The organism is Bacillus sp. L_1B0_5 (genome assembly GCF_000836715.1).
GTDB classification, from domain to species: Bacteria; Bacillota; Bacilli; order Bacillales; family Bacillaceae_G; genus Bacillus_A; species Bacillus_A thuringiensis_S.
Window position 1 is genome coordinate 1 of sequence record NZ_JXIS01000062.1, and the last position, 19,234, is coordinate 19,234.

Genomic DNA, 19,234 nt, shown 5'->3' on the forward strand with positions numbered 1-19,234 from the left:
TGTACATGTTTATGTTGACATTTACAATCGGATATGGAGATACTCAGTACATAGAGCTAATTAATAAAATAAAGAAGAAAGCTACACCAAAAATATAGGTGCAGCTTTCTTCTTATAATTGCTCAAGTAATTCTAATTCTTTTTCTACAAATAGCATTAGTTCTTTAATTGTTTCACCAGAAAAATCAAAACGAATACCGGCTGCATCATACACTTCTTTTATAGATTGCGAGCTTCCTAGTGATAATGCCTTTTTATAATTATCTAGTGCTTGTTTAGGATTTTCTTTATATTGTTTATACATTTGCAGTGCACCAAGTTGAGCAATTGCATACTCGATATAATAGAATGGTACTTCAAAAATATGAAGTACAGGTAACCAACTCGTTGCTATCCAGTTTTCGTAGCCATCAATATGTATGACGCTAGACTGATAATGTTTTTGAAGTTGTAAGTATTGCTCATTTCTTTCTTCAGAAGTATGACTTGGATTTTCATACAGCCAGTGTTGAAATTGATCGACAATAAGCATAACGGGTAAATATGAAATAACATCTTTAAAGAAGTTAATTTTTGCTTGTTTTAAATCTTTTTTGTCTGTATAGAAGGTATCCCAATAATTAAGCGAGAATAACTCCATTGTCATACTGGCTAGCTCAGCTGTTTCAGCTGGAATTTCTATATACTGTCGTAATTTTAATGGTTTTATGAGTTCGTTATGAATACTATGACCCATTTCATGTATAAAAGTGACAATATCATCTTGTGTATAATTTAAGTTCATAAAAATATAAGATAATTGTGAAGCTGGTAAGTACTCACAAAAGCCACCAGCTGCTTTTCCTTTGCGGCTTGTTAAATCAAGACAATTGTGTTTAGACATTCGGTTTAAAAGTGCTGAAAATTCAACATCTAGTTTATTAAAGATATGAGTGCTCTTTTCAATTAAATCATTTTCATTTGCAATAGGTTTAAGTACTTTTTGATCTGGAGTTACAGCTGATACATCCCACGGGCAAAGCGTATCCAATTGCAGTTTATCTTTTTTCTCTAGCAATATTTTATCTTTAAGAGGCACAACATACTTACGTATGGATTCAGCTAGTTCATAGCAATCTTTCGCTGAATAATCAAAACGCTCGTATTTTTTGAACATATAATCGCGATAATTCTCTAGTTGAATATTTTTTGCTTTTTGATGGCGAATTTCAATTAATTGATTTAATATGTTTTGGAGTTCTTTTTCAACAGATAAAAATTTTTCAGAAATAATGGTTTTTGCCTTTTTACGGGTGTCACGATTCGAATCTTGTAAATAGGATTGTAATTCTGTTATCGTTTTTTCTTCTCCGTCCCAAATTCCACTTAATCCTCCAGTGATTTCAAAGTACTCTGTGACTAATTTGTCTTCCTTTATTTCTAATTCGATATTTTCCTCACAAAATAACTTTTGAGCATTTTTTATTTTTGTATCTAATAAACCATATACGTTAGAATCTAATTCCATTCGAAAAGGTGACTCTAAATATTTATTATCCAATAAATTTTGGTACCGCTTTAAAAGTGGCTTTACAAATTGTTGATCATGTTCAAAAGTATCCTTTATTTCTTCATCATCCGTATTACATTGAAAGGCGATGTAATGTGATCTTAATTGTTCTTCGATGTCCCAAATTACTTTTGACTGCTCTTTTAACCAATTTTCAAGGTCTAGTTTTGAAGAAATCATTTTATTTAATAAAGTCGAAAGAGTTTTTTCCAATTGTAGTACATTACTAATATCAATCGTATTTACACGTTGCATTATATATCCCTCACTTTTTATTTATTCATGGAGATATTCTATTTATTAACTGTAATTCCCTTGTTAAGTGGGGAAAATGTGAAATAATGTTAAATTTAATAATTAAAGAAGGTATTTATATGTCAAAGTAAAAAGTTTATCGTAAATGAAAATGTGTGGAGGGGTGCTACATGAGAAAGGGAAAGAAGTTACTAGTATTTTTATTTCCACTTGCTTTATTATGTGCCTGTGAGAATGACATTGAAGATGCTAAAAGTGAAGATTCTATAGTGATGGATATTGTTACAGCGACAGTAAAGGAGGAATCTTTTTTTAGTGCTGCTATAAGAGATGAAAAAGAAAGAATATTAGATTTAGAGATTGTTGATAGCGAAGATAGTAACGAAATAAAAAATGATATTAATAAAAGATTGGCGATACAAGGTGTAACGGCTTATAAAATCAATATAACTCAAAGAAATAGAGAAGTTGTAAAGGCAGAGAGTAGATGGAATCAAGTTTTTGGACATATATTTGATGACGCATTCAGAAAAAACGGATATGAAGGGTTTAGTATTCAGCAAATAAATTATATAAAGAATCAACCTGTTACCATTGATATAAAAACTAAGATTAGCGATGATGAAGTAGGGGCGAGAGAACTTGGACAGAAAATAGAAAAAGAAGTTGAAGGTGTACTTAAAACAGAAGCAGTAAAGAAATGGATTGAAAATGATTTATATGCTATTGGGATTTACGATATAGATGATCGGAAAATTAACTAATTGAGGAATGAATGCTATATGAATAGAAAACCGATGGAATCAAATATAGAATTGCTGGAGGAGGTGTAATATGTATAAGTATTTACATATTTTAAATGACATTGAAAATAAGATTCAAAATAAGATTCAAAATGGAGATATAAAAGAAGGAAAGAAATTACCGTCTATACGGTCACTCGTTACGCAATATGAATGTAATAAGGCAACAGTTATACGTGCGCTTCATGAATTAGAAAAGCGTCACATTATATATTCTGTCCCTCAAAGTGGATACTACGTTGTTAAAAAATCAGAGAATACTATAGAAAATAACGAGATAATTGATTTTGCTTCCTCAGCACCAGATCCAGATGTTTTTCCGTATTTAGATTTTCAACATTGTATTAATAAGGCTATTGATACGTATAAAAATGATTTATTTGTATATGGAACGCCGAAAGGGTTACCATCTTTAATACCAGTTATTCAAAAACAATTAGCAAATTATCAAGTCTTTACAAAAGAAGAAAATATTTTTATAACATCAGGTGTTCAGCAGGCACTTGCTATATTAACTTCTATACCATTTCCGAATGGAAATGAAACCATATTAATTGAACAGCCAACATATCATCTATATATTGATTATCTAGAAATAAATAAAGTTCCTGTAATCGGTATTAAACGTTCGAATGAAGGTATCGATTTGAATGAATTGGAGCAAATTTTTCAAACTGGAAAAATAAAATTCTTTTATACGATACCGAGATATCATCATCCGCTTGGAACTTCTTATTCTAAAGATGAGAAAGAAAAAATCGCACTATTGGCTAAGAAATACAATGTATTTATAGTGGAAGATGATTATTTAGCAGATTTAGAAACTGATTCAAAAGCAGATCCGTTATATAGCTTGGATAATTGTAGTCATGTCATATATTTGAAAAGTTATTCGAAGATTATTTTTCCAGGTTTACGGGTTGGAGTTGCAGTCATCCCACCATCCATTGCAAATGCTTTCTATACATACAAAAAGATACTAGATATTGATAGTCCGATGATTTCTCAAGCGGCTTTAGAAATTTATATAAAGAGCGGTATGTTTGAACGTCATAAAACTAAAATTAATTCTTCCTACTACAATAGATCAATAACACTAGCAAAAACATTAGAAAAAGTGCAAAATGAAAATCCATCATTATTTACATATAATAGACAAAACCCATTTGGAATACACACTTGTTTAGAGATGCAGAAAAACACAGTTACAGACACACTTATACAAAAATTAGGTGACATTCAAATAAGTGTCGATACTATTGATAAGAATTATATGAGGAATTTTCCTAAAGAAAAACTGTTAAAGTTAAATGTTTCGAATGTAAAAGAAGATAAGATTGAAGAAGGTATTCGCAAAGTAATTGAGGAAATCAAGCAATCAGGACAGTTGAATTTTCAGTTCAAAAAAGAATAATTTGAATTAGGAGGTTTGTTGTGAGGCGCAAAATCATTCTCTTGTTTGTATGTATCACTATAATAATTGGAGTAATGGTTGTGACTAAATATTATAAAAAAGAGGATCAATGCATAGCAGTTGCTAAGTATTCAAGGGGTATTATCGTAGATGAAAATAACAAACCTATATCAGATGTGAAAATTTATGAAGATTCTATTGAAAGTAAGGTACGTAGTATTTCAAATGCACAAGGTGAATTCGAAATACTAGATGGGGTTTGTGGTGAGATTGTTTTACAATTAGTTACTCCAGATGGAGAAATCTATACGAGAAAATATGATAGTAAGTATATACCGGAAGTTATAAAGCTGAATCATAAAAATAAAAGTGAATAAGATGAAACCATTACGGAGAAAAGTAGCAGTTGTGGCCAGAGCAATTATATATGTAATTGGATAATTATATATTTTTTAAGAGCACTCTTAGCAAAGAGTGCTCTTTTTCATCAATGTAAATATTTACTTATCATCTTTTTAAAGTGATTTTTATCATAATTTACATATTGCGTAGCTGTATTTCGTATTGGATCTCCGGCATAAAATCTTTCATACAATTCGTGTCTAGATCCTAATGGACTTCCGATGATATCCCAGGCTAACTTAAATAATTTTGTGCGTTGTTCGGCATCTATATTCGTTCCTTTAAAGTACTTTTTCAATAAATCAGCTATAGGACTCTGGAAGTCATTGGAGCTCGAAGGAAGTTGAATGAACCCACCTGCTCCAATTAATTGTAAAATTTCTATTGCACGGGGATAATATTTGGAACCAAGATTCCTTGCAGTTTCGATATATTTAAAATTCGGCAAATAAGTTTTCGTTTCATTTGTAGTACCTTCAACTTCTGCAGCAATTAAAAGTGCGCGAATTGTTTCGATTTGCATAATTAATTCCCCAAGCTTCTCTTGAACATGCAAATAAGTAGTAGCACCGATCGCTTCAGCAATTTCACAAGCAATTGCAGTTATAAATTCTAGCTTTACTACTAATCGTACAATTGCTTGGTGATAAGCTAAACTACTAGAAGCTACATCTGACTTTATTGCCCATAACGCTTCAGGGTTGTTATATAGTAAGACGCGTTCCCATGGTACAAATACATTATCAAAGATTAATAGTGCATCCATTTCATCGTACTGTGAGCTAAGAGGGGAATCAACTGTACTTGAGTTTGTATTCGCAAATGCTTCTCTACAAACCATATGTAATCCAGGGGAATTGGCTGCCACAATGAGAAAGTGAGCTAAATCTTTTTGAGTGTCAGTCAGCTTTGCTAATGGATAAATTAATAAATCATTTGAATAGGGTGAAGCGGTTCCTATCATTTTTGCACCATTTAAATAAATTCCATCAGAAGTTTCCTTCGTAACTCTTAGTAACCCTAAATCTTTTGCATTCAACATTGATTCTGTGGAGCGATTTATTTGTGGATCACGTTGAACTACACTTAAAAACAAGTGCTTATCTCTCGCTCCTTCATAATAAGATGTGATTTTATCTGGAAACTGCGCATCAAATTTTTTATAAAAATATCTTGATACGTACCAGCCAGTAAGTCTCGACCTTGCGTAATCAGATAATCTACTCATTACGCCGTCTGTAGCATAACTCCACGTTTCAAATGCAGTTCTTCTCATTAATAATTCATTATAGGAATTCGGGACTAAAAATGCTGTATGAACAAATTCTTTCGTTTTTGGGCTCACATATCCAATAGAATCTCTCCGTATGGGATCATCAAATAACGAAAATAAATTAGAAATGGTACATAGTGTCCCTGCAAAATTGTTGTCTGTAGTTACATCTACTTTTTTTCCATAGAGCCAAACATTTCGACCATCTTGTAAGCTCTTTATATAGTGATCCTTTAAATTTTGCATATTTCCTCCTTTTAAAGACTACTCATATATTTGTACATCTTTTAATGGTGGGGAATATACATGAAATGTTATTGCTGTTGAATCTGTAGCGTTATACATTTTATGCACAGTATCTTTTTTTACGGTGAAAATATTTCCCTCTGTAAACTCTTCAATCCGCTCGCTATTATTTTCGTACGTTATATTTTGTAGTGTACCATTGACTATTAGTATACATCCTACAGATATTCCGTGATCGTGCACAAAAGTCTTTGCTTTGCTGGGGAAATTTAATACTAAAATCTCTACAAATTCAGACTGATAGATAACGTTCCTTCCATATTCCAGATTAACTGGTGAAGTAATAAAAGGAGATATTTTATGAAGTGAAATATTTAATGATTGAATAGCGTGTATTAAATTGACCGTATGGTAGTTACATAGGTTATTAAACGTTTTTTGTATGTTATGAATCAATTGCATGTAAAACTTCCTCCTAAGCATGTACAGTAAAAGAAAACTTAATCTAATATTATATAGAGCGTATTGAATTACATAATATTGTATTGAAACATTTCCAAAAAGTGACTTCTTTTACTCAGGAAGTTTATTTAATTTGAAAATTATGGTAATTATTCCCGTTAAAATGATATGCTTGAACTATATATTTTTTATCCCGTTAAATCCCGACTGGTGAGGGCTGATAATCAGTGGAGGATGAACAAAACCCCCACAGATTAAAGTTTCACTTTATTGGAAAGGTGATGAAATAAATGGCAGTTCTTTTAGTGGAAAATCTATATCAAATGTCTATTGTTTTACTGATTTTATGTTCATTTTGTTTTTATAGATATTTAAAGAAAATAAAAAGGGAAAGAAAGCTTACAGGTTTTGAAATTACGATGTATATCGTGACACAACTTGCGTATTTCATTTGGGCGGCAACAATTTTTCTTAAAATGTTATCAGAATAGTAATGTTGTTAAACAATAGTGAAATAGAATAGGTTATCTATATTTTTCTAATACAGAAAGAAGGCGGAGTATGTACAACTCCTATATTTAAAATATTGGTTTTTAAGTGTTCTGATTTTGAATATTAAGTTTCCTTCTTTTTAATTAGAAATTATGAGTATCTTATGATTTTAATGATATCGTTTATGTTTGGATTAGATTACACATTCTCAATCCTTTATAGTGTCTCTACACCAATAATATAATTATTGGGGAGGGCCGAGATAAGTTTGTATTAAAGAATGATGGTTGGCTAGTTAGAATGACCAATTGAGACTCTTTAGTTTACTCATTAAAAGGAGAAGCTTTAAGAATCTACATTAAATATATAATATTCGGATTCGCTATGTTGGTTGTAACATGAGGTTTTAATGAATTCTCGATAAAAGAGCACATTTTTATATGTGCTCCATTCCATTTAATTGTCGTGTATATTTTCGATATATAAATTCGTAAATTTTATATTTTAAAGTGGCGTAAAGGGGTATTTGTATATGGTGAAATCTGTTTTAAATATATCTTCAACTAATTGGGTGGTTTCGGCGTCATAAAAACTATCATATGTTGGGACCCGTGGAAATAAGGGATCTATAATGTCAGCATCTGCGTAGTCCCCCTTAAAATTAGCATAGTCGTTCTGATGGTGCCATGATTTTTCCAATAAATCTAAAGGTGATTTTTTTAATCCATATTGATCTTCTAGTTTCGCGATTTTCTTAGAATAGTTTTCTAGGTAGATATAATTAGTTACAAAACGTTCCTCGTCTTGTATATATTGCGGAGCGTAGTGCGGGTTTATTAAGTCTGAATTAGAATCAAAAGATTTTAAATAATATAGATAAAGTTTAAAGGAGATTTTCTTATTACAATTCTCATTGCCGTACAGAAATTGACGAATAGGTCTCCATTCCGGATGTTCTATATGGGGTGGTGAAAGGAGTGATAAGAAAGAACTGACTGCTCGTTTATAAGGGTTTCTAACAAGTTTGTATGCTTGTTTTTCTTTAAGCCTTAATTCTGTAGCTACTTGTATATAGTAAAGAAAAGAATTTTTGTATATATCATACTCGTAGTTATGAATAAACGGATCGTAATTAATCGCTTCTTCATATAATCCAATTTGATAAAAGAACCAATTTGCTAGTGAAGTGCAGCCGCTTTTTTGGCTCCAGAATAAAATTAGCGGAAATTCATCGTGGAAGTGTGGCATACGTCCATGTTTAATCATAAAGTTATAAATATCCGTCATTGTCATATACAATCACCGCCTGTTTTCTTTTATCATTATTTATTACTGTATGAAGTAGGCATTTAATATATGAAAATTGGCAATGATACGGATTATATGTTTTTTATTTAAACGTTAATTGAAAATAAAAAAAGAGTGTGCAAATGAATAGGTTCTGAGAAAAAATAGGCTTTATGAGTGTTTAATTACTATACATTGTACGTCTATATTGCGTAAGTGTATAAATGTGAATATTCATAAACCCTTGTCACTGGGATTTTAATTCACATTTACATGAAAATGAATAAATAGATTAAATATTTGTCACATACCTAACAAATGTTTCGTCACATTTATGATTACTAAATGAGGAGGAACATATATGAAGATATTTGTAGCAGGTGCAACTGGTGTAATAGGACGTTCTTTATTGCCAATGTTAATAAAAAATGGGCATACGGTGTTTGCGATGATTCGTAATACTTCGCAAGTAGAAGCAATGAAAAAGATTGGTGCCATACCAGTAATAGCTGATGTATTTAATAGAAAGGCTGTGTTTTCTGTATTAGAAGAAACAAATCCCGATGTAGTTATTCATCAATTAACGTCATTGTCTTCATGGAATTTTGAGGATAATGCAAAAATTAGAACAAAAGGCACTCGTAACCTTGTCGATGCCGCTAAGAATGTAGGGGTACAGAAAATAATCGCTCAAAGTATTTCATGGGCGTATGAACCAGGGGAGACATTTGCGACTGAAAAAGACTCACTACATATTACTGCTTCTATGCCTCGGCAAGTCACTGTTAATGGCATATTGAAATTAGAAGAAGCTGTTACTGAGTTACCTGAATCGGTTATACTTCGTTACGGCACATTATACGGACCAGGAACATGGTATGCGGAAAACGGATTAATAGCAAATCAAGTTCGTAATAATGAAATTATCGCATCAGACGGGATAAGCTCGTTTATACATGTTGAAGATGCTGCAAGAGCTACTATGCTAGCCCTTAATTGGCCTTCAGGAATCGTAAATATTGTAGATAATTATCCAGCAACTAGTAAAGAATGGTTACCAATATATGCAGCAGCGATAGGGGCACCTAAGCCTAAAGTTCAAGATGGGAAAAATAGTTGGGAAAGAGGAGCTTCAAATAATAAGGCACGTAAAGAGTATGGATGGACACCTTTATTTCCATCATGGTCTGAAGGGTTTAACAACTTGATAGGTAAGTAAAATACACCTTTAATGGGAATGGTAGTAATATTCACCATTAAAGGATTGGGTTATTATGAATGTAATTTGGGAAAGTATTATATTAACTCTTACTGGAATAATTGTTTTGAAAATGACAGGTAGTACATCTGTCAGCCAAATGACAAGAGCTGAAATAATTATAGTTGTTTCAATTGGCCGTATTATTGTAGAACCTGTATTAAGTAGAAAAGTAGTCCCATCTCTATTTGCAGCTATCATATTTGCAAGCATACTACTTACCATTCATTTCTTTGAATTGAAATCAAGGAAGGTGGAACAATTCCTAAATGGAAGTAGCATTATAATTGTTGAAAACGGAGAGATTGTAAAAGAGAATTTGATGCAGGCAAAAATGTCGGAACAACAACTTTATATGCAATTAAGAGAAAAAGGGATTCATGATGTGAAGAGTTTACAGCAAGTTACAGCGGAACCGAATGGGCGTATTGGTTATCAATTAATAAAAGAAGCACAACCAATAACTTTAGAAATGTTAGAAAAAGTATTAGATCGGTACAATATAAAAAGATAATTTCTCATGAGAAACAGCCAATACTACAATAAAAATATTGGCTGTTTTTTTATTTTCTATAAACGTAAGGATTAATAAAATAGGGTAGATTTTTAACCAATCTTTATATTAGATATAGGCTTATTATTATGCTATATTCAATGGTGTTACGATGACTAAGGTAAGTGGTATGAATAGAAGAAAAAACTGTATAGCAAATACAAAAAATGCTTTTAATTTGATACTAAAAATGGATTAGAAATAAGGAGATAGATACATAATGGAATTTTGGGAATCAAGTTTTATTGAAAAACAAACGATGTGGGGATTTGAACCTACAGAATCTGCAATTTTGACAAAAGATTTTTTTCTTGAAAAGAATGTTAAGGATATATTAGTTCCAGGTATTGGATATGGAAGAAATGCAAAGGTTTTTATCGATAATGGTATAAATGTAACAGGTATTGAAATTTCAAAAACAGCCATTGATTTAGCAAAGCAACATGGACTGGAAGATATTAGCGTTTATCACGGTTCGGTAAATGAGATGCCTTTTAATAACAAACTGTATGATGGTATATATAGTCATGCACTTTTGCATTTGTTGAATAAGCAGGAAAGAGAGCAATTTATTAAAGATTGTTATAATCAGCTAAAACCAGGTGGATATATGGTTTTCACAACTGTTTCTCAAAAAGCTCCAATGTTTGGCAAGGGAAAACAGTTGGATAAAGACTATTTCGAAATAATGGAAGGAGTAAAAATGTTCTTCTATAATTCTGAATCTATAAAACGAGATTTTAATAAATATGGACTAGTACAAGTTTCCGAAATTGATGAACCAAATAAGCACATGGAAAATAAACCTTCAATCAATTTCTTAATGATAAAATGCCAGAAGGAACTATAAATAAAAGTTTTTAAATATTTCTAAAGATGTTTATATATTGATCATGCACAAATAAAAAGGACAAGCATATAGTATAAATACCTCTTAACTTTAAGTAACCTTAACTTTCGTTAATAGGTTATCTCAAAATCCCCGAAAAGAGCACTTGCGGAAACAAGTGCTCTTTCATTTGGAATTTTACACCATAAATATTGCATAAAATGTTAAACTGAAAAGAACACTTGTTTTAATTAAGAGTGTAGCATATGAATGGAGTGTTATTGAATGCAAACAAGAAAAGCCTATCTATATGTATTTGACACTATGTCTGATTGGGAGTACGGACATTTAATTGCTGAACTTAATACAGGGAGATATTTCAAAAAAGATGTAGCGCCTTTTAAAGTTGTAACAGTTGGAATAAATAAAGAAACGATTATTTCAATGGGGGGCTTGAATATAAAGCCGGATATTTCCCTAGATGAATGTATCCTTGAGAGTAACGATTTATTAATTTTACCTGGAGGGAATACTTGGAGTGAAGAAATACATAAACCTATTTTGAAAACAGTTGGTGAAGCTTTAAAAATTGGTACAATTGTAGCAGCAATTTGCGGTGCAACTATAGGTCTTGCAAATTACGGTTACTTAAATTCTAGAAAGCATACAAGTAATAGTTTAGATTATATGAAGATGGTTTGTCCTAATTATAATGGAGAAAATTTTTATGAAATGGGACCTGTAGCAACCAGTGAAAATCTTATTACTGCATCGGGTGTAGCGCCTCTAGAATGTGCAATGGAAGTACTGAAAAAATTAGATGTATTTGCGCCGGATACACTTCATTCATGGTATAAATTGAATGAGACTCATGAAGCAGAATATTTCTTCCAGTTAATGAATTCAATTAATAGCTGAGTAGTATTTCGAATGAAAAGTATATTTTAGATGATGCGAAAAATAATAACAAAATAATTTTATGAAAATAAAAGGTAAGGGTATTCCTATGAATATATGAGGAAATATCCTTACTTTTTATAGTATTATTTCTGAACGACAAACGTAATGGCATTTGTTTTTAATTGAATGTGTCTTTCATTTCGAACAATATCATAAGCTAATTCTTTTATTTCAACTTTTAGTTCTTTCCATTCTTTATAAATGCTTTTTAAAGTACTTATCATTTCTTCGGTTGAAAGATTAATTTCAATTAAAGCTTCTAATTTTTCATTCGTTATTGAATCAATTTCTTGTATGTTAGAGTTAATAATTAAACAATTAATACCACCGTTTTTTGTACCTCTTTTCATAGAGTGGAGTACATTTTTAAAATCTTCTTCTGATCTGACATGCTCTAAACTTGATACTGCAACGATATAGTCATAAGTATTAGGTCTAATATGATAGTTTTCATTTGCTGCTTGTTCTGTTTTTATAACCTCGAATACGTCATGTTCTTTGCTATAAATTTGTAGCTTTGTTAAAGCGGAATCAAGTAAATCAATACATGTAACAGTTCCGCTAGCATTTTTAATCTTTTGTGCAATTGGAATGCTATTTCTACCGACGCCAGAGCCAAGGTCAAGCACTTGTAATTTGTTTTTCTCTTCAAAGTAGTCCATTAAATCCATAACTGTTTTAACCGGCTTGTGAAGCCAAGATCCAGTTTCAAATAGTTTATATTGTTCATAGCAAAGATCGTGATAGTTCTTTTCTTCTTGTCTTATGTAATCGATACGGTTCATATTGTTTCAGCTCCAATATTTTTATTACAAAATGAATAGGTGGGGCAGCCTTTAACATTTGTTTGAATTCGAAAAATACCACCAGCATGTGGATACTCTTTTAATTCGTCATCCGTCATTCTTGTTCTGGCTGTTGTAACATATAAATCAGTTAAGTTAGGCCCACCAAATGTACATGATGTTACATATAACGCAGGAATTGGAATACTTAATATTTGTTCTCCAGTAGAGGGATTCCATCTAGTTATTTTTGAACCTCCCCAATGTGCAATCCATAAACAACCTTCTTCGTCAATTGTCATACCATCAGGTAGACCATCATTTTCAGAGAAAATGATTACATCACTTGGATTATGAATGTCTCCAGTACGTATATTATATTGATAGCGAACCACTTTTTTAGTAGGTGTATCTATAAAGTAAAGGTATGTATGATCAGGTGACCAAGCGATTCCGTTTGAAGTATTTACATGTGAAACTTTTTTCTTTACACTCAAATTATTATGTAAACAATATAAGGAACCTGCAGCATTCATACCGTATGTATCTGTAGTACCTGCCCAGAAACGACCAGCTGGATCACATTTTCCATCATTAAAACGATTTTCTATTAAATGAGGTTCGGGGTCAAAAATATGTGTCAGTTTTTCTGTATTTACATTAATAGAATAAAAGCCGTTTTCCATAGCTAAGAGTAATTTGTCCTCTAAATATGGAACAACACAGCCAATTTGTTGATTGAGAGCGATTACTCGGTTCGTATTGGTAGTAGGATTATATATGCATAATTTTTTCTCCATAATATCAACCCAATATAAAAGTTGCTTTTTTTCATTCCAACATGGTCCTTCAGCTAAACTTGCTTTAACATTTAAAACTAAGTCTATATTACTGAACAAGATGTTCACCTCGCGTTATAAGATATTAATATAATTCGATAAGAATAGAGGTAAACCTTTTAGTCAGAGGATATTATGATTTGTGCTCTAGAAAACTAATCTTCTCAAGTGATTAAAAGGTTTATAAACACGGAGAGGAAAATGCATATGATGTTTTATGAGATTGTTTGCTTTTCTTGTAAGAATATATTTCGTGTTTACGAAGGTAGTGAAAAATATAAGCGATTTAAAGAGAAACCAAAAGGGGCATATTGTTGTGATGAGTGTAGCCACAAAATTCAATTAGAAGCGATAAAGAATTTTTTTAGATAATTTTACGATTTCGATTCGGAAAAGTTTGACAATAAAAGTGTTATAAATTATCATATTAAAAAACTAATATTTAAGGCATAGAAGAGAAGAGTAGTTAAGAAAGAATACGTACAGAGAGCTCTGGTAGCTGAGAAAGAGCGGTATACATCTTAATGAAAAAAGACTTGGAGCTGCGCAAGGAACTAATTTATTTAGGGATGGTGCGACGGGTTCTCCCGTTATAGAGATAGGGTATAAGCATATTTTGCCGTACCTGAAGAGGTTAATATGGTGACATATTAACAAACTGAGGTGGTACCGCGAAGCTAACAACTCTCGTCCTCAAGATGAATAATCTTGGGGGTGGGAGTTTTTTTGTTGCATAAAACTAGAAATGAGAAACAAAAAAATAATTGAGGTGAGTAATATATGCATTGGGCGTATGAAGTAGCACATGAATTAATTAGGAAACATCCAAATAAAGAAACGTTTGTTTGTGCATCTGGAATTAGTCCGTCAGGTTCTGTTCATATTGGGAACTTTCGTGAAATCGTAACGACTTATTTCGTAGTAAGAGCACTTCAAGATTTAGGGAAAAAGACTCGTTTTATATTTTCGTGGGATGATTATGATAGATTTAGAAAAGTTCCAAAAAATATTGATCCATCTTTTGCAAAGTATATTGGTATGTCATACTGTGATATTCCAGATCCGTATGGATGTCATAACTCGTATGCGGAGCATTTTGAAAAAGAGTTTGAAAAATCGCTTCAAGCATTTGGAATTGAAGTAGAATTTATTTATCAACATGATGAATATAGAAGCGGAAGGTATAATGATAATATTTTAGAGGCTTTGTATAAACGAAAAGAAATATATGATATTTTAATGGATTTTAAAACTGGAGAGTGTAGTGAAGAAGAGCGAGAGAGCTTTTATCCAGCTACATTATATTGTGAGAGGTGCGGAAAAGATACAACAACTATTACACATTTTAATGAAGTATTAAAAACAGTCCGGTATGAATGTGAATGCGGAAATGAAAAAGAGTTATCCGTATTAAATACAAAAAAAATGAAATTGAATTGGAAAATCGATTGGCCGATGAGATGGATGATAGAGGATGTTGTTTTTGAACCGGGCGGTAGAGATCATTCATCAGAAACGGGTAGTTATAATGTATCAAAAGAAATTGCAAGGAAAATATTCAATCGAGAAGCGCCTCATTACGTTGCTTACGATTTCATTGGTATTAAAGGGAATCATGAAAAAATGTCTAGTTCTTCAGGGAATAGTATTACACCAAGCGATATATTGAAAGTGTATATACCAGAAGTAATTCTCTTTATGTTTGCAAAATACAAACCAGGCGCTGCTTTTCATATTGGGTTGGATGAAGATGTGATTCGTAATTATACAGAGTATGAACGATTGAAAGATAGTTATGAAAATAAAACGCTCAAAAATGAAGATTTATTTAATGCAATTAAAATCTCTAAAGTTGATAGCGAGTTTAAAGAATATCCGAAATTTAATCAAGTAGCAGGAACGTTACCATTATTAAATTTTGATTCAACTATTTTACAGGGGATATTAAAGAAAATAGATAGGAGCTATGCATTAGATGAAATGAGAGCGATAAGTAATCGCGCAGAGTATTGGATAAGAAACTTTCAATCTGAAAAATTAATCGCGGTAAATCAGGAGAAAAATGCAGAGTTTTACTACACATTAGATGAAAGGCAGAAAGAATGGCTAGTAGAAGTTTGTAAAATACTTCGTTCTAATAAAGATTACTCTAACTTAATGGAGCAATTATATGCGATTTGTCATCATGAAAATAAAAAAATAATGAAAGAAAATCAAAAACAATTATTCACTATTATATATAAGCTCATTATGAATCAATCAAATGGTCCTCGTATACCATTATTAATACATGTGGTAAGCATAGAAAGATTCATCACACTATTAGATTTCTAAAGCACAGTTATAAGCAACGCAAGTACCAAAATTTCTAAGTACTTGCGTTGCAAATTTTACTATCGTGAATACATTTTCGGACATTCATCACCACTTGGTTCATAAAAACAATGGCTTTTAAACTGTCCTACAAATGGCTGGTTATACCATTCAGGTGGACAAGCTCCAACTGGACGGAAATACCAAAGAGCCCATCGTGCAGGCCAGCGCCATTGACCTTGTAAAACTTTTCTTGCAATTTCTTTTTCTGAATCACGAGCGCGTTGATAAAAATACCCGTATTGCACTGCTTCGAATCCGCCGGGGCTTTGGTATACTGCATCACGTACAGACCGGAGTTGTTTAAAATCTAAGCAATCACAAAATACACGATTTACGACAACGCATCCAACAAGCTCCTCACCTTGGCGACCTTCGCCTTCAGCTTCAGCACGAATTAAACGAGCTAGTAAATCAACATCACTTTCGTTGTATGGAATAAGGGGCATAGTGATACCACCTTTCTGTTATAGTAAAGAGTGTATGTTATAAAACAATCTGCGTGCTTTTTTACATAAAAATAACATTTAATTTTAAGAGGAGCTTGTATAAAAAAAGCTAATTAGTAATAGTAGATAAATATAAAAGGGAGAGGTATTATGTATCGAATTCATAAAGATAATATCATTTACTCAATGTCACCAGAAAATAAGCCGTGTATGGAAGTAGAGAATGGGAGTAGGCTTGTGTTTGAAACGTACGACTGTTTTGAAAACCAAATTGATTCTGAAGATGTCGTGTTTCAAGAATTAGATTGGAACCGAATTAATCCAGCGACTGGGCCTGTATATATTAAAGGAGCAGAACCAGGCGATATATTAGTCGTAACGATTGAAAAAATTAATATTGCAGAGCAGGGTGTTTTAACTACAGGTGCGAATCTTGGTGTAATGGGTGATGAGTTAAATGAAAATATAGTAAAAATCGTCCCAATACATTATGAACATGTTGTGTTTTCAAGTGAACTACAAATCCCGATTAATCCAATGATTGGGGTAATTGGTACTGCGCCGAAAGAAGAGAGCATTTCATGTGGCACACCGCATGATCATGGCGGGAATATGGACTGTAAAGAAATTAAAGAAGGAACAACATTACTACTACCAGTTAATGTCCCAGGGGCACTATTAGCGTTAGGTGATTTACACGCAGCAATGGGTGATGGGGAAATTGGTGTTAGTGGTGTAGAGGTTGCTGGTGAGGTAACTGTAACAGTTCAAACGATAAAAGGAAAACAATGGCCATTACCAATGGCTATTCAAAAAGAAAAAATAATGACGATTGCTTCAGAGAAATTGTTAGATGATGCAGCAAATCGTGCTGTACATAATATGGTGACATTTTTACATGAAGAATTAGAAATGTCTAAAGCTGATGCAACGCTTTTATTATCAGCAGCAGGTAATTTAAAAGTTTGCCAAGTTGTGGATCCGCTGAAAACGGCGCGTATGGAACTAGGAATGGATTATGTGGAGAAACTAGGATTTACTTTTAGTAAATTTCATATTAAATAGATAAGGGACGAAAAAGGATATTTTTGTATAAAAGCATCCTTTTTTTAATTTACGGATTTTGTGAAAAGAGGTAGTATTTATTTTATATAAGTATATTTGAGATTGTGGATTAAAAAGGAGTTCAATAATGGTCAAAATTATGATTGTAGAAGACGATATGAAAATTGCAGAACTATTATCAACACATGTTGCGAAATATGGTTATCAAGGAGTTATTGTATCGGATTTTCAAAATGTATTAAACATTTTTTTAGAAGAACAACCAGAGTTAGTTTTATTAGATATTAATTTACCGAGTTTTGATGGGTACTTTTGGTGTCGTCAAATTCGCGGAGTTTCAACATGTCCGATATTATTCATTTCGGCCCGTGAAGGCACGATGGATCAAGTGATGGCGTTAGAAAACGGTGGTGATGATTTTATTCCGAAACCTTTTCATTATGAAGTTGTAGTGGCGAAAATTCGTAGTCATTTAAGACGTGCATATGGAGATTATGCACCGAAATTAGAAGAACGAATGATTGAACAACAAGGTCTTTGTTTATATCCCGAAAGACTTGTATTGAAACTTAGAAATGACGAGATTGATATAACGAGAAACGAAGCTATTTTATTAGAGACATTAATGAAAAATTATCCGCGTGTTGTGAGTAGAGAAGTCTTACTTAATAAATTATGGGATAGTGAATCTTATGTTGATGATAATACATTAAGTGTAAATACAACACGTGTGCGTAAAAAGTTACAAACGTTGCATATAGAAGGTGCGATTGAAACGATTCGTAGTGTTGGATATAGATTTCATATTACTTGGGATAATGGTATAGAAAAATGATAAGGTTGTTTATACGTGATCATATACCACTTATTTGCTTTACCATAATTCAACTACTAGCTATATTTCTCGTATATTGGTTTGATGGGCATAATCATATTACAACGGCGTTATATGCAATGTTTCTAGGTGTTTTCTTTATGGGAAGTTATTTAGTGTTTCGTTATTTTACACATCGTTCTTTTTATGAGCGCCTAGCAAACCCGATGCAATCTTTGGATGAATCTGTTCAAAAATCTGATTTTGCAGCTGTATCGGCTGCTCTTCAAGAACTACTTGAGGTGCAATATAGACATTATCAAAATCAGCTGCAAATGCAAGAGAGAAAAAATAATGACCATTTAACCTTTATGAATCAGTGGATCCATCAAATGAAAACACCTTTATCTGTAATAGAATTAATTACACAGGATGAAGTAGATTCACGTTTTGAAAGTATAAATGAGGAAACTGATCGATTAAAAAAGGGATTAGAAATGGCTCTGTATGTCGCACGTTTAGAAGCGTTTACACAAGACTTTTATGTAGAAAGGGTACAACTACATAAAATAGTGAATGATTCGGTACATGAACATAAACGATTCTTTATACGGAATTTTGTATATCCAGAGCTTGAAATTGATAAGGACATTACTGTAGAAAGTGATGTGAAATGGTTACAATTTTTAATCGGACAAATACTATCGAATGCGATTAAGTATTCATCAGGTAGTAGAGAAAAGATTAAAATGAAAGCTTGTAAGGAAGGTAATACCGTTATACTTGAAATTGCTGATAATGGCGTAGGTATACCAAAACAAGATTTACCAAGAGTATTCAAACCTTTCTTTACAGGAGAAAACGGTAGAGATTTTAAAGAATCAACAGGAATGGGGCTATACCTTGTATATGAAATTACAAAACAATTAGGACATAGTGTGGAAATCCATTCAGAAGTTGGTAAAGGTACGGTAGTACGAATAATATTTTTTTAATGTGTAAAAAAGTAAACAAGGCTAAAGAACTTTGGAGATAAGTTTTTTAGCCTTGTTTTGTACCCTTGATAACATTGGAGAATGAAATGTTATATAGATAAGAGAGACAAAACGAACCCGATAAGAATAAA

The 19,234-nt window shown here is 32.1% G+C and carries 20 protein-coding genes, 1 pseudogene and 1 other annotated feature; of the genes and pseudogenes, 14 read left to right on the plus strand and 7 right to left on the minus strand.

Going from position 1 to position 19,234, the window contains the following annotated elements:
* Positions 1-98, plus strand: a pseudogene (locus tag RT27_RS34860) (AraC family transcriptional regulator); the annotation flags it as partial.
* A 14-nt stretch (positions 99-112) separates the two neighbouring features.
* On the opposite strand, the gene RT27_RS20040 reads toward RT27_RS34860, so the two are convergent.
* Positions 113-1,804: a M3 family oligoendopeptidase gene (locus RT27_RS20040; RefSeq protein WP_043937185.1), complete on the minus strand. Its 1,692-nt coding sequence runs from the start codon at positions 1,802-1,804 to the stop codon at positions 113-115.
* Between the two features lie 170 nt (positions 1,805-1,974).
* On the opposite strand from RT27_RS20040, the gene RT27_RS20045 reads away from it, so the two are divergent.
* The 3 genes from RT27_RS20045 (at position 1,975) to RT27_RS20055 (ending at position 4,398) form a co-directional block, all read left to right on the plus strand.
* Entirely contained in the window at positions 1,975-2,568 is a 594-nt protein-coding gene (locus RT27_RS20045) for a DUF4030 domain-containing protein (protein ID WP_043937187.1), read from the plus strand.
* A gap of 70 nt (positions 2,569-2,638) precedes the next feature.
* Complete coding sequence (locus RT27_RS20050; protein ID WP_043937188.1) at positions 2,639-4,021, plus strand: PLP-dependent aminotransferase family protein; 1,383 nt, start codon at positions 2,639-2,641, stop codon at positions 4,019-4,021.
* 20 nt (positions 4,022-4,041) lie between these two features.
* On the plus strand, positions 4,042-4,398 hold the full coding sequence (locus tag RT27_RS20055; protein ID WP_043937189.1) for a serine/threonine protein kinase: 357 nt from the start codon (positions 4,042-4,044) through the stop codon (positions 4,396-4,398).
* 110 nt (positions 4,399-4,508) lie between these two features.
* Here the strand turns inward: RT27_RS20055 and RT27_RS20060 are convergent, their stop codons facing one another.
* On the minus strand, positions 4,509-5,942 hold the full coding sequence (locus RT27_RS20060) for a 4-hydroxyphenylacetate 3-hydroxylase N-terminal domain-containing protein (RefSeq protein WP_043937190.1): 1,434 nt from the start codon (positions 5,940-5,942) through the stop codon (positions 4,509-4,511).
* Positions 5,943-5,960: 18 nt separating this feature from the next.
* Entirely contained in the window at positions 5,961-6,404 is a 444-nt protein-coding gene (locus RT27_RS20065) for a cysteine dioxygenase family protein (RefSeq protein WP_043937192.1), read from the minus strand.
* Positions 6,405-6,694: 290 nt separating this feature from the next.
* On the opposite strand from RT27_RS20065, the gene RT27_RS20070 reads away from it, so the two are divergent.
* The gene (locus RT27_RS20070; protein ID WP_016081525.1) at positions 6,695-6,895 is read left to right on the plus strand and encodes a hypothetical protein; all 201 of its coding nucleotides are present in this window, start codon (positions 6,695-6,697) and stop codon (positions 6,893-6,895) included.
* A 505-nt stretch (positions 6,896-7,400) separates the two neighbouring features.
* Here the strand turns inward: RT27_RS20070 and RT27_RS20075 are convergent.
* On the minus strand, positions 7,401-8,189 hold the full coding sequence (locus tag RT27_RS20075) for a sulfotransferase family 2 domain-containing protein (protein ID WP_016081524.1): 789 nt from the start codon (positions 8,187-8,189) through the stop codon (positions 7,401-7,403).
* Positions 8,190-8,544: 355 nt separating this feature from the next.
* On the opposite strand from RT27_RS20075, the gene RT27_RS20080 reads away from it, so the two are divergent.
* The 4 genes from RT27_RS20080 (at position 8,545) to RT27_RS20095 (ending at position 11,741) form a co-directional block, all read left to right on the plus strand.
* Positions 8,545-9,402: an NAD(P)-dependent oxidoreductase gene (locus RT27_RS20080; protein ID WP_043937195.1), complete on the plus strand. Its 858-nt coding sequence runs from the start codon at positions 8,545-8,547 to the stop codon at positions 9,400-9,402.
* A 55-nt stretch (positions 9,403-9,457) separates the two neighbouring features.
* Positions 9,458-9,955 (plus strand): YetF domain-containing protein, encoded by a 498-nt coding sequence (locus RT27_RS20085; protein WP_029442379.1) that lies wholly within the window; start codon positions 9,458-9,460, stop codon positions 9,953-9,955.
* 259 nt (positions 9,956-10,214) lie between these two features.
* On the plus strand, positions 10,215-10,844 hold the full coding sequence (locus tag RT27_RS20090) for a class I SAM-dependent methyltransferase (RefSeq protein WP_029442380.1): 630 nt from the start codon (positions 10,215-10,217) through the stop codon (positions 10,842-10,844).
* Between the two features lie 264 nt (positions 10,845-11,108).
* Positions 11,109-11,741: a type 1 glutamine amidotransferase family protein gene (locus RT27_RS20095; protein ID WP_029442381.1), complete on the plus strand. Its 633-nt coding sequence runs from the start codon at positions 11,109-11,111 to the stop codon at positions 11,739-11,741.
* Between the two features lie 125 nt (positions 11,742-11,866).
* Here the strand turns inward: RT27_RS20095 and RT27_RS20100 are convergent, their stop codons facing one another.
* Together RT27_RS20100 and RT27_RS20105 are read right to left on the minus strand one after the other, a co-directional pair.
* Positions 11,867-12,568: a class I SAM-dependent methyltransferase gene (locus RT27_RS20100; protein WP_043937196.1), complete on the minus strand. Its 702-nt coding sequence runs from the start codon at positions 12,566-12,568 to the stop codon at positions 11,867-11,869.
* Positions 12,565-13,467, minus strand: coding sequence for an SMP-30/gluconolactonase/LRE family protein (locus tag RT27_RS20105; protein WP_029442383.1), 903 nt, complete (start codon positions 13,465-13,467; stop codon positions 12,565-12,567). Before RT27_RS20105 ends, RT27_RS20100 begins: the two co-directional genes overlap by 4 nt.
* A 141-nt stretch (positions 13,468-13,608) precedes the next feature.
* Here RT27_RS20105 and RT27_RS33770 point away from each other — a divergent pair, with 141 nt between their 5' ends.
* Positions 13,609-13,779 carry a DUF2197 domain-containing protein gene (locus RT27_RS33770; protein WP_000551042.1) on the plus strand — a complete coding sequence of 57 codons (171 nt, stop codon included), beginning with the start codon at positions 13,609-13,611 and terminating at the stop codon, positions 13,777-13,779.
* Between the two features lie 69 nt (positions 13,780-13,848).
* Positions 13,849-14,105: a binding site (T-box leader), on the plus strand.
* Positions 14,106-14,187: 82 nt separating this feature from the next.
* Positions 14,188-15,741, plus strand: coding sequence for a lysine--tRNA ligase (gene lysS / locus RT27_RS20110; protein WP_043937198.1), 1,554 nt, complete (start codon positions 14,188-14,190; stop codon positions 15,739-15,741).
* A gap of 59 nt (positions 15,742-15,800) precedes the next feature.
* Here the strand turns inward: lysS and RT27_RS20115 are convergent, their stop codons facing one another.
* Positions 15,801-16,229, minus strand: a complete 429-nt coding sequence (locus tag RT27_RS20115) for a cell wall hydrolase (RefSeq protein ID WP_016081517.1) — start codon at positions 16,227-16,229, stop codon at positions 15,801-15,803.
* 150 nt (positions 16,230-16,379) lie between these two features.
* On the opposite strand from RT27_RS20115, the gene RT27_RS20120 reads away from it, so the two are divergent.
* The 3 genes from RT27_RS20120 (at position 16,380) to RT27_RS20130 (ending at position 19,103) form a co-directional block, all read left to right on the plus strand.
* Positions 16,380-17,294 carry an acetamidase/formamidase family protein gene (locus RT27_RS20120; protein ID WP_043937200.1) on the plus strand — a complete coding sequence of 305 codons (915 nt, stop codon included), beginning with the start codon at positions 16,380-16,382 and terminating at the stop codon, positions 17,292-17,294.
* A gap of 127 nt (positions 17,295-17,421) precedes the next feature.
* Positions 17,422-18,129, plus strand: coding sequence for a response regulator transcription factor (locus RT27_RS20125; RefSeq protein ID WP_000238994.1), 708 nt, complete (start codon positions 17,422-17,424; stop codon positions 18,127-18,129).
* Entirely contained in the window at positions 18,126-19,103 is a 978-nt protein-coding gene (locus RT27_RS20130; RefSeq protein ID WP_016081515.1) for a sensor histidine kinase, read from the plus strand. The genes RT27_RS20125 and RT27_RS20130 overlap by 4 nt, the downstream gene beginning before the upstream one ends.
* Positions 19,104-19,234 lie beyond the last annotated feature (131 nt).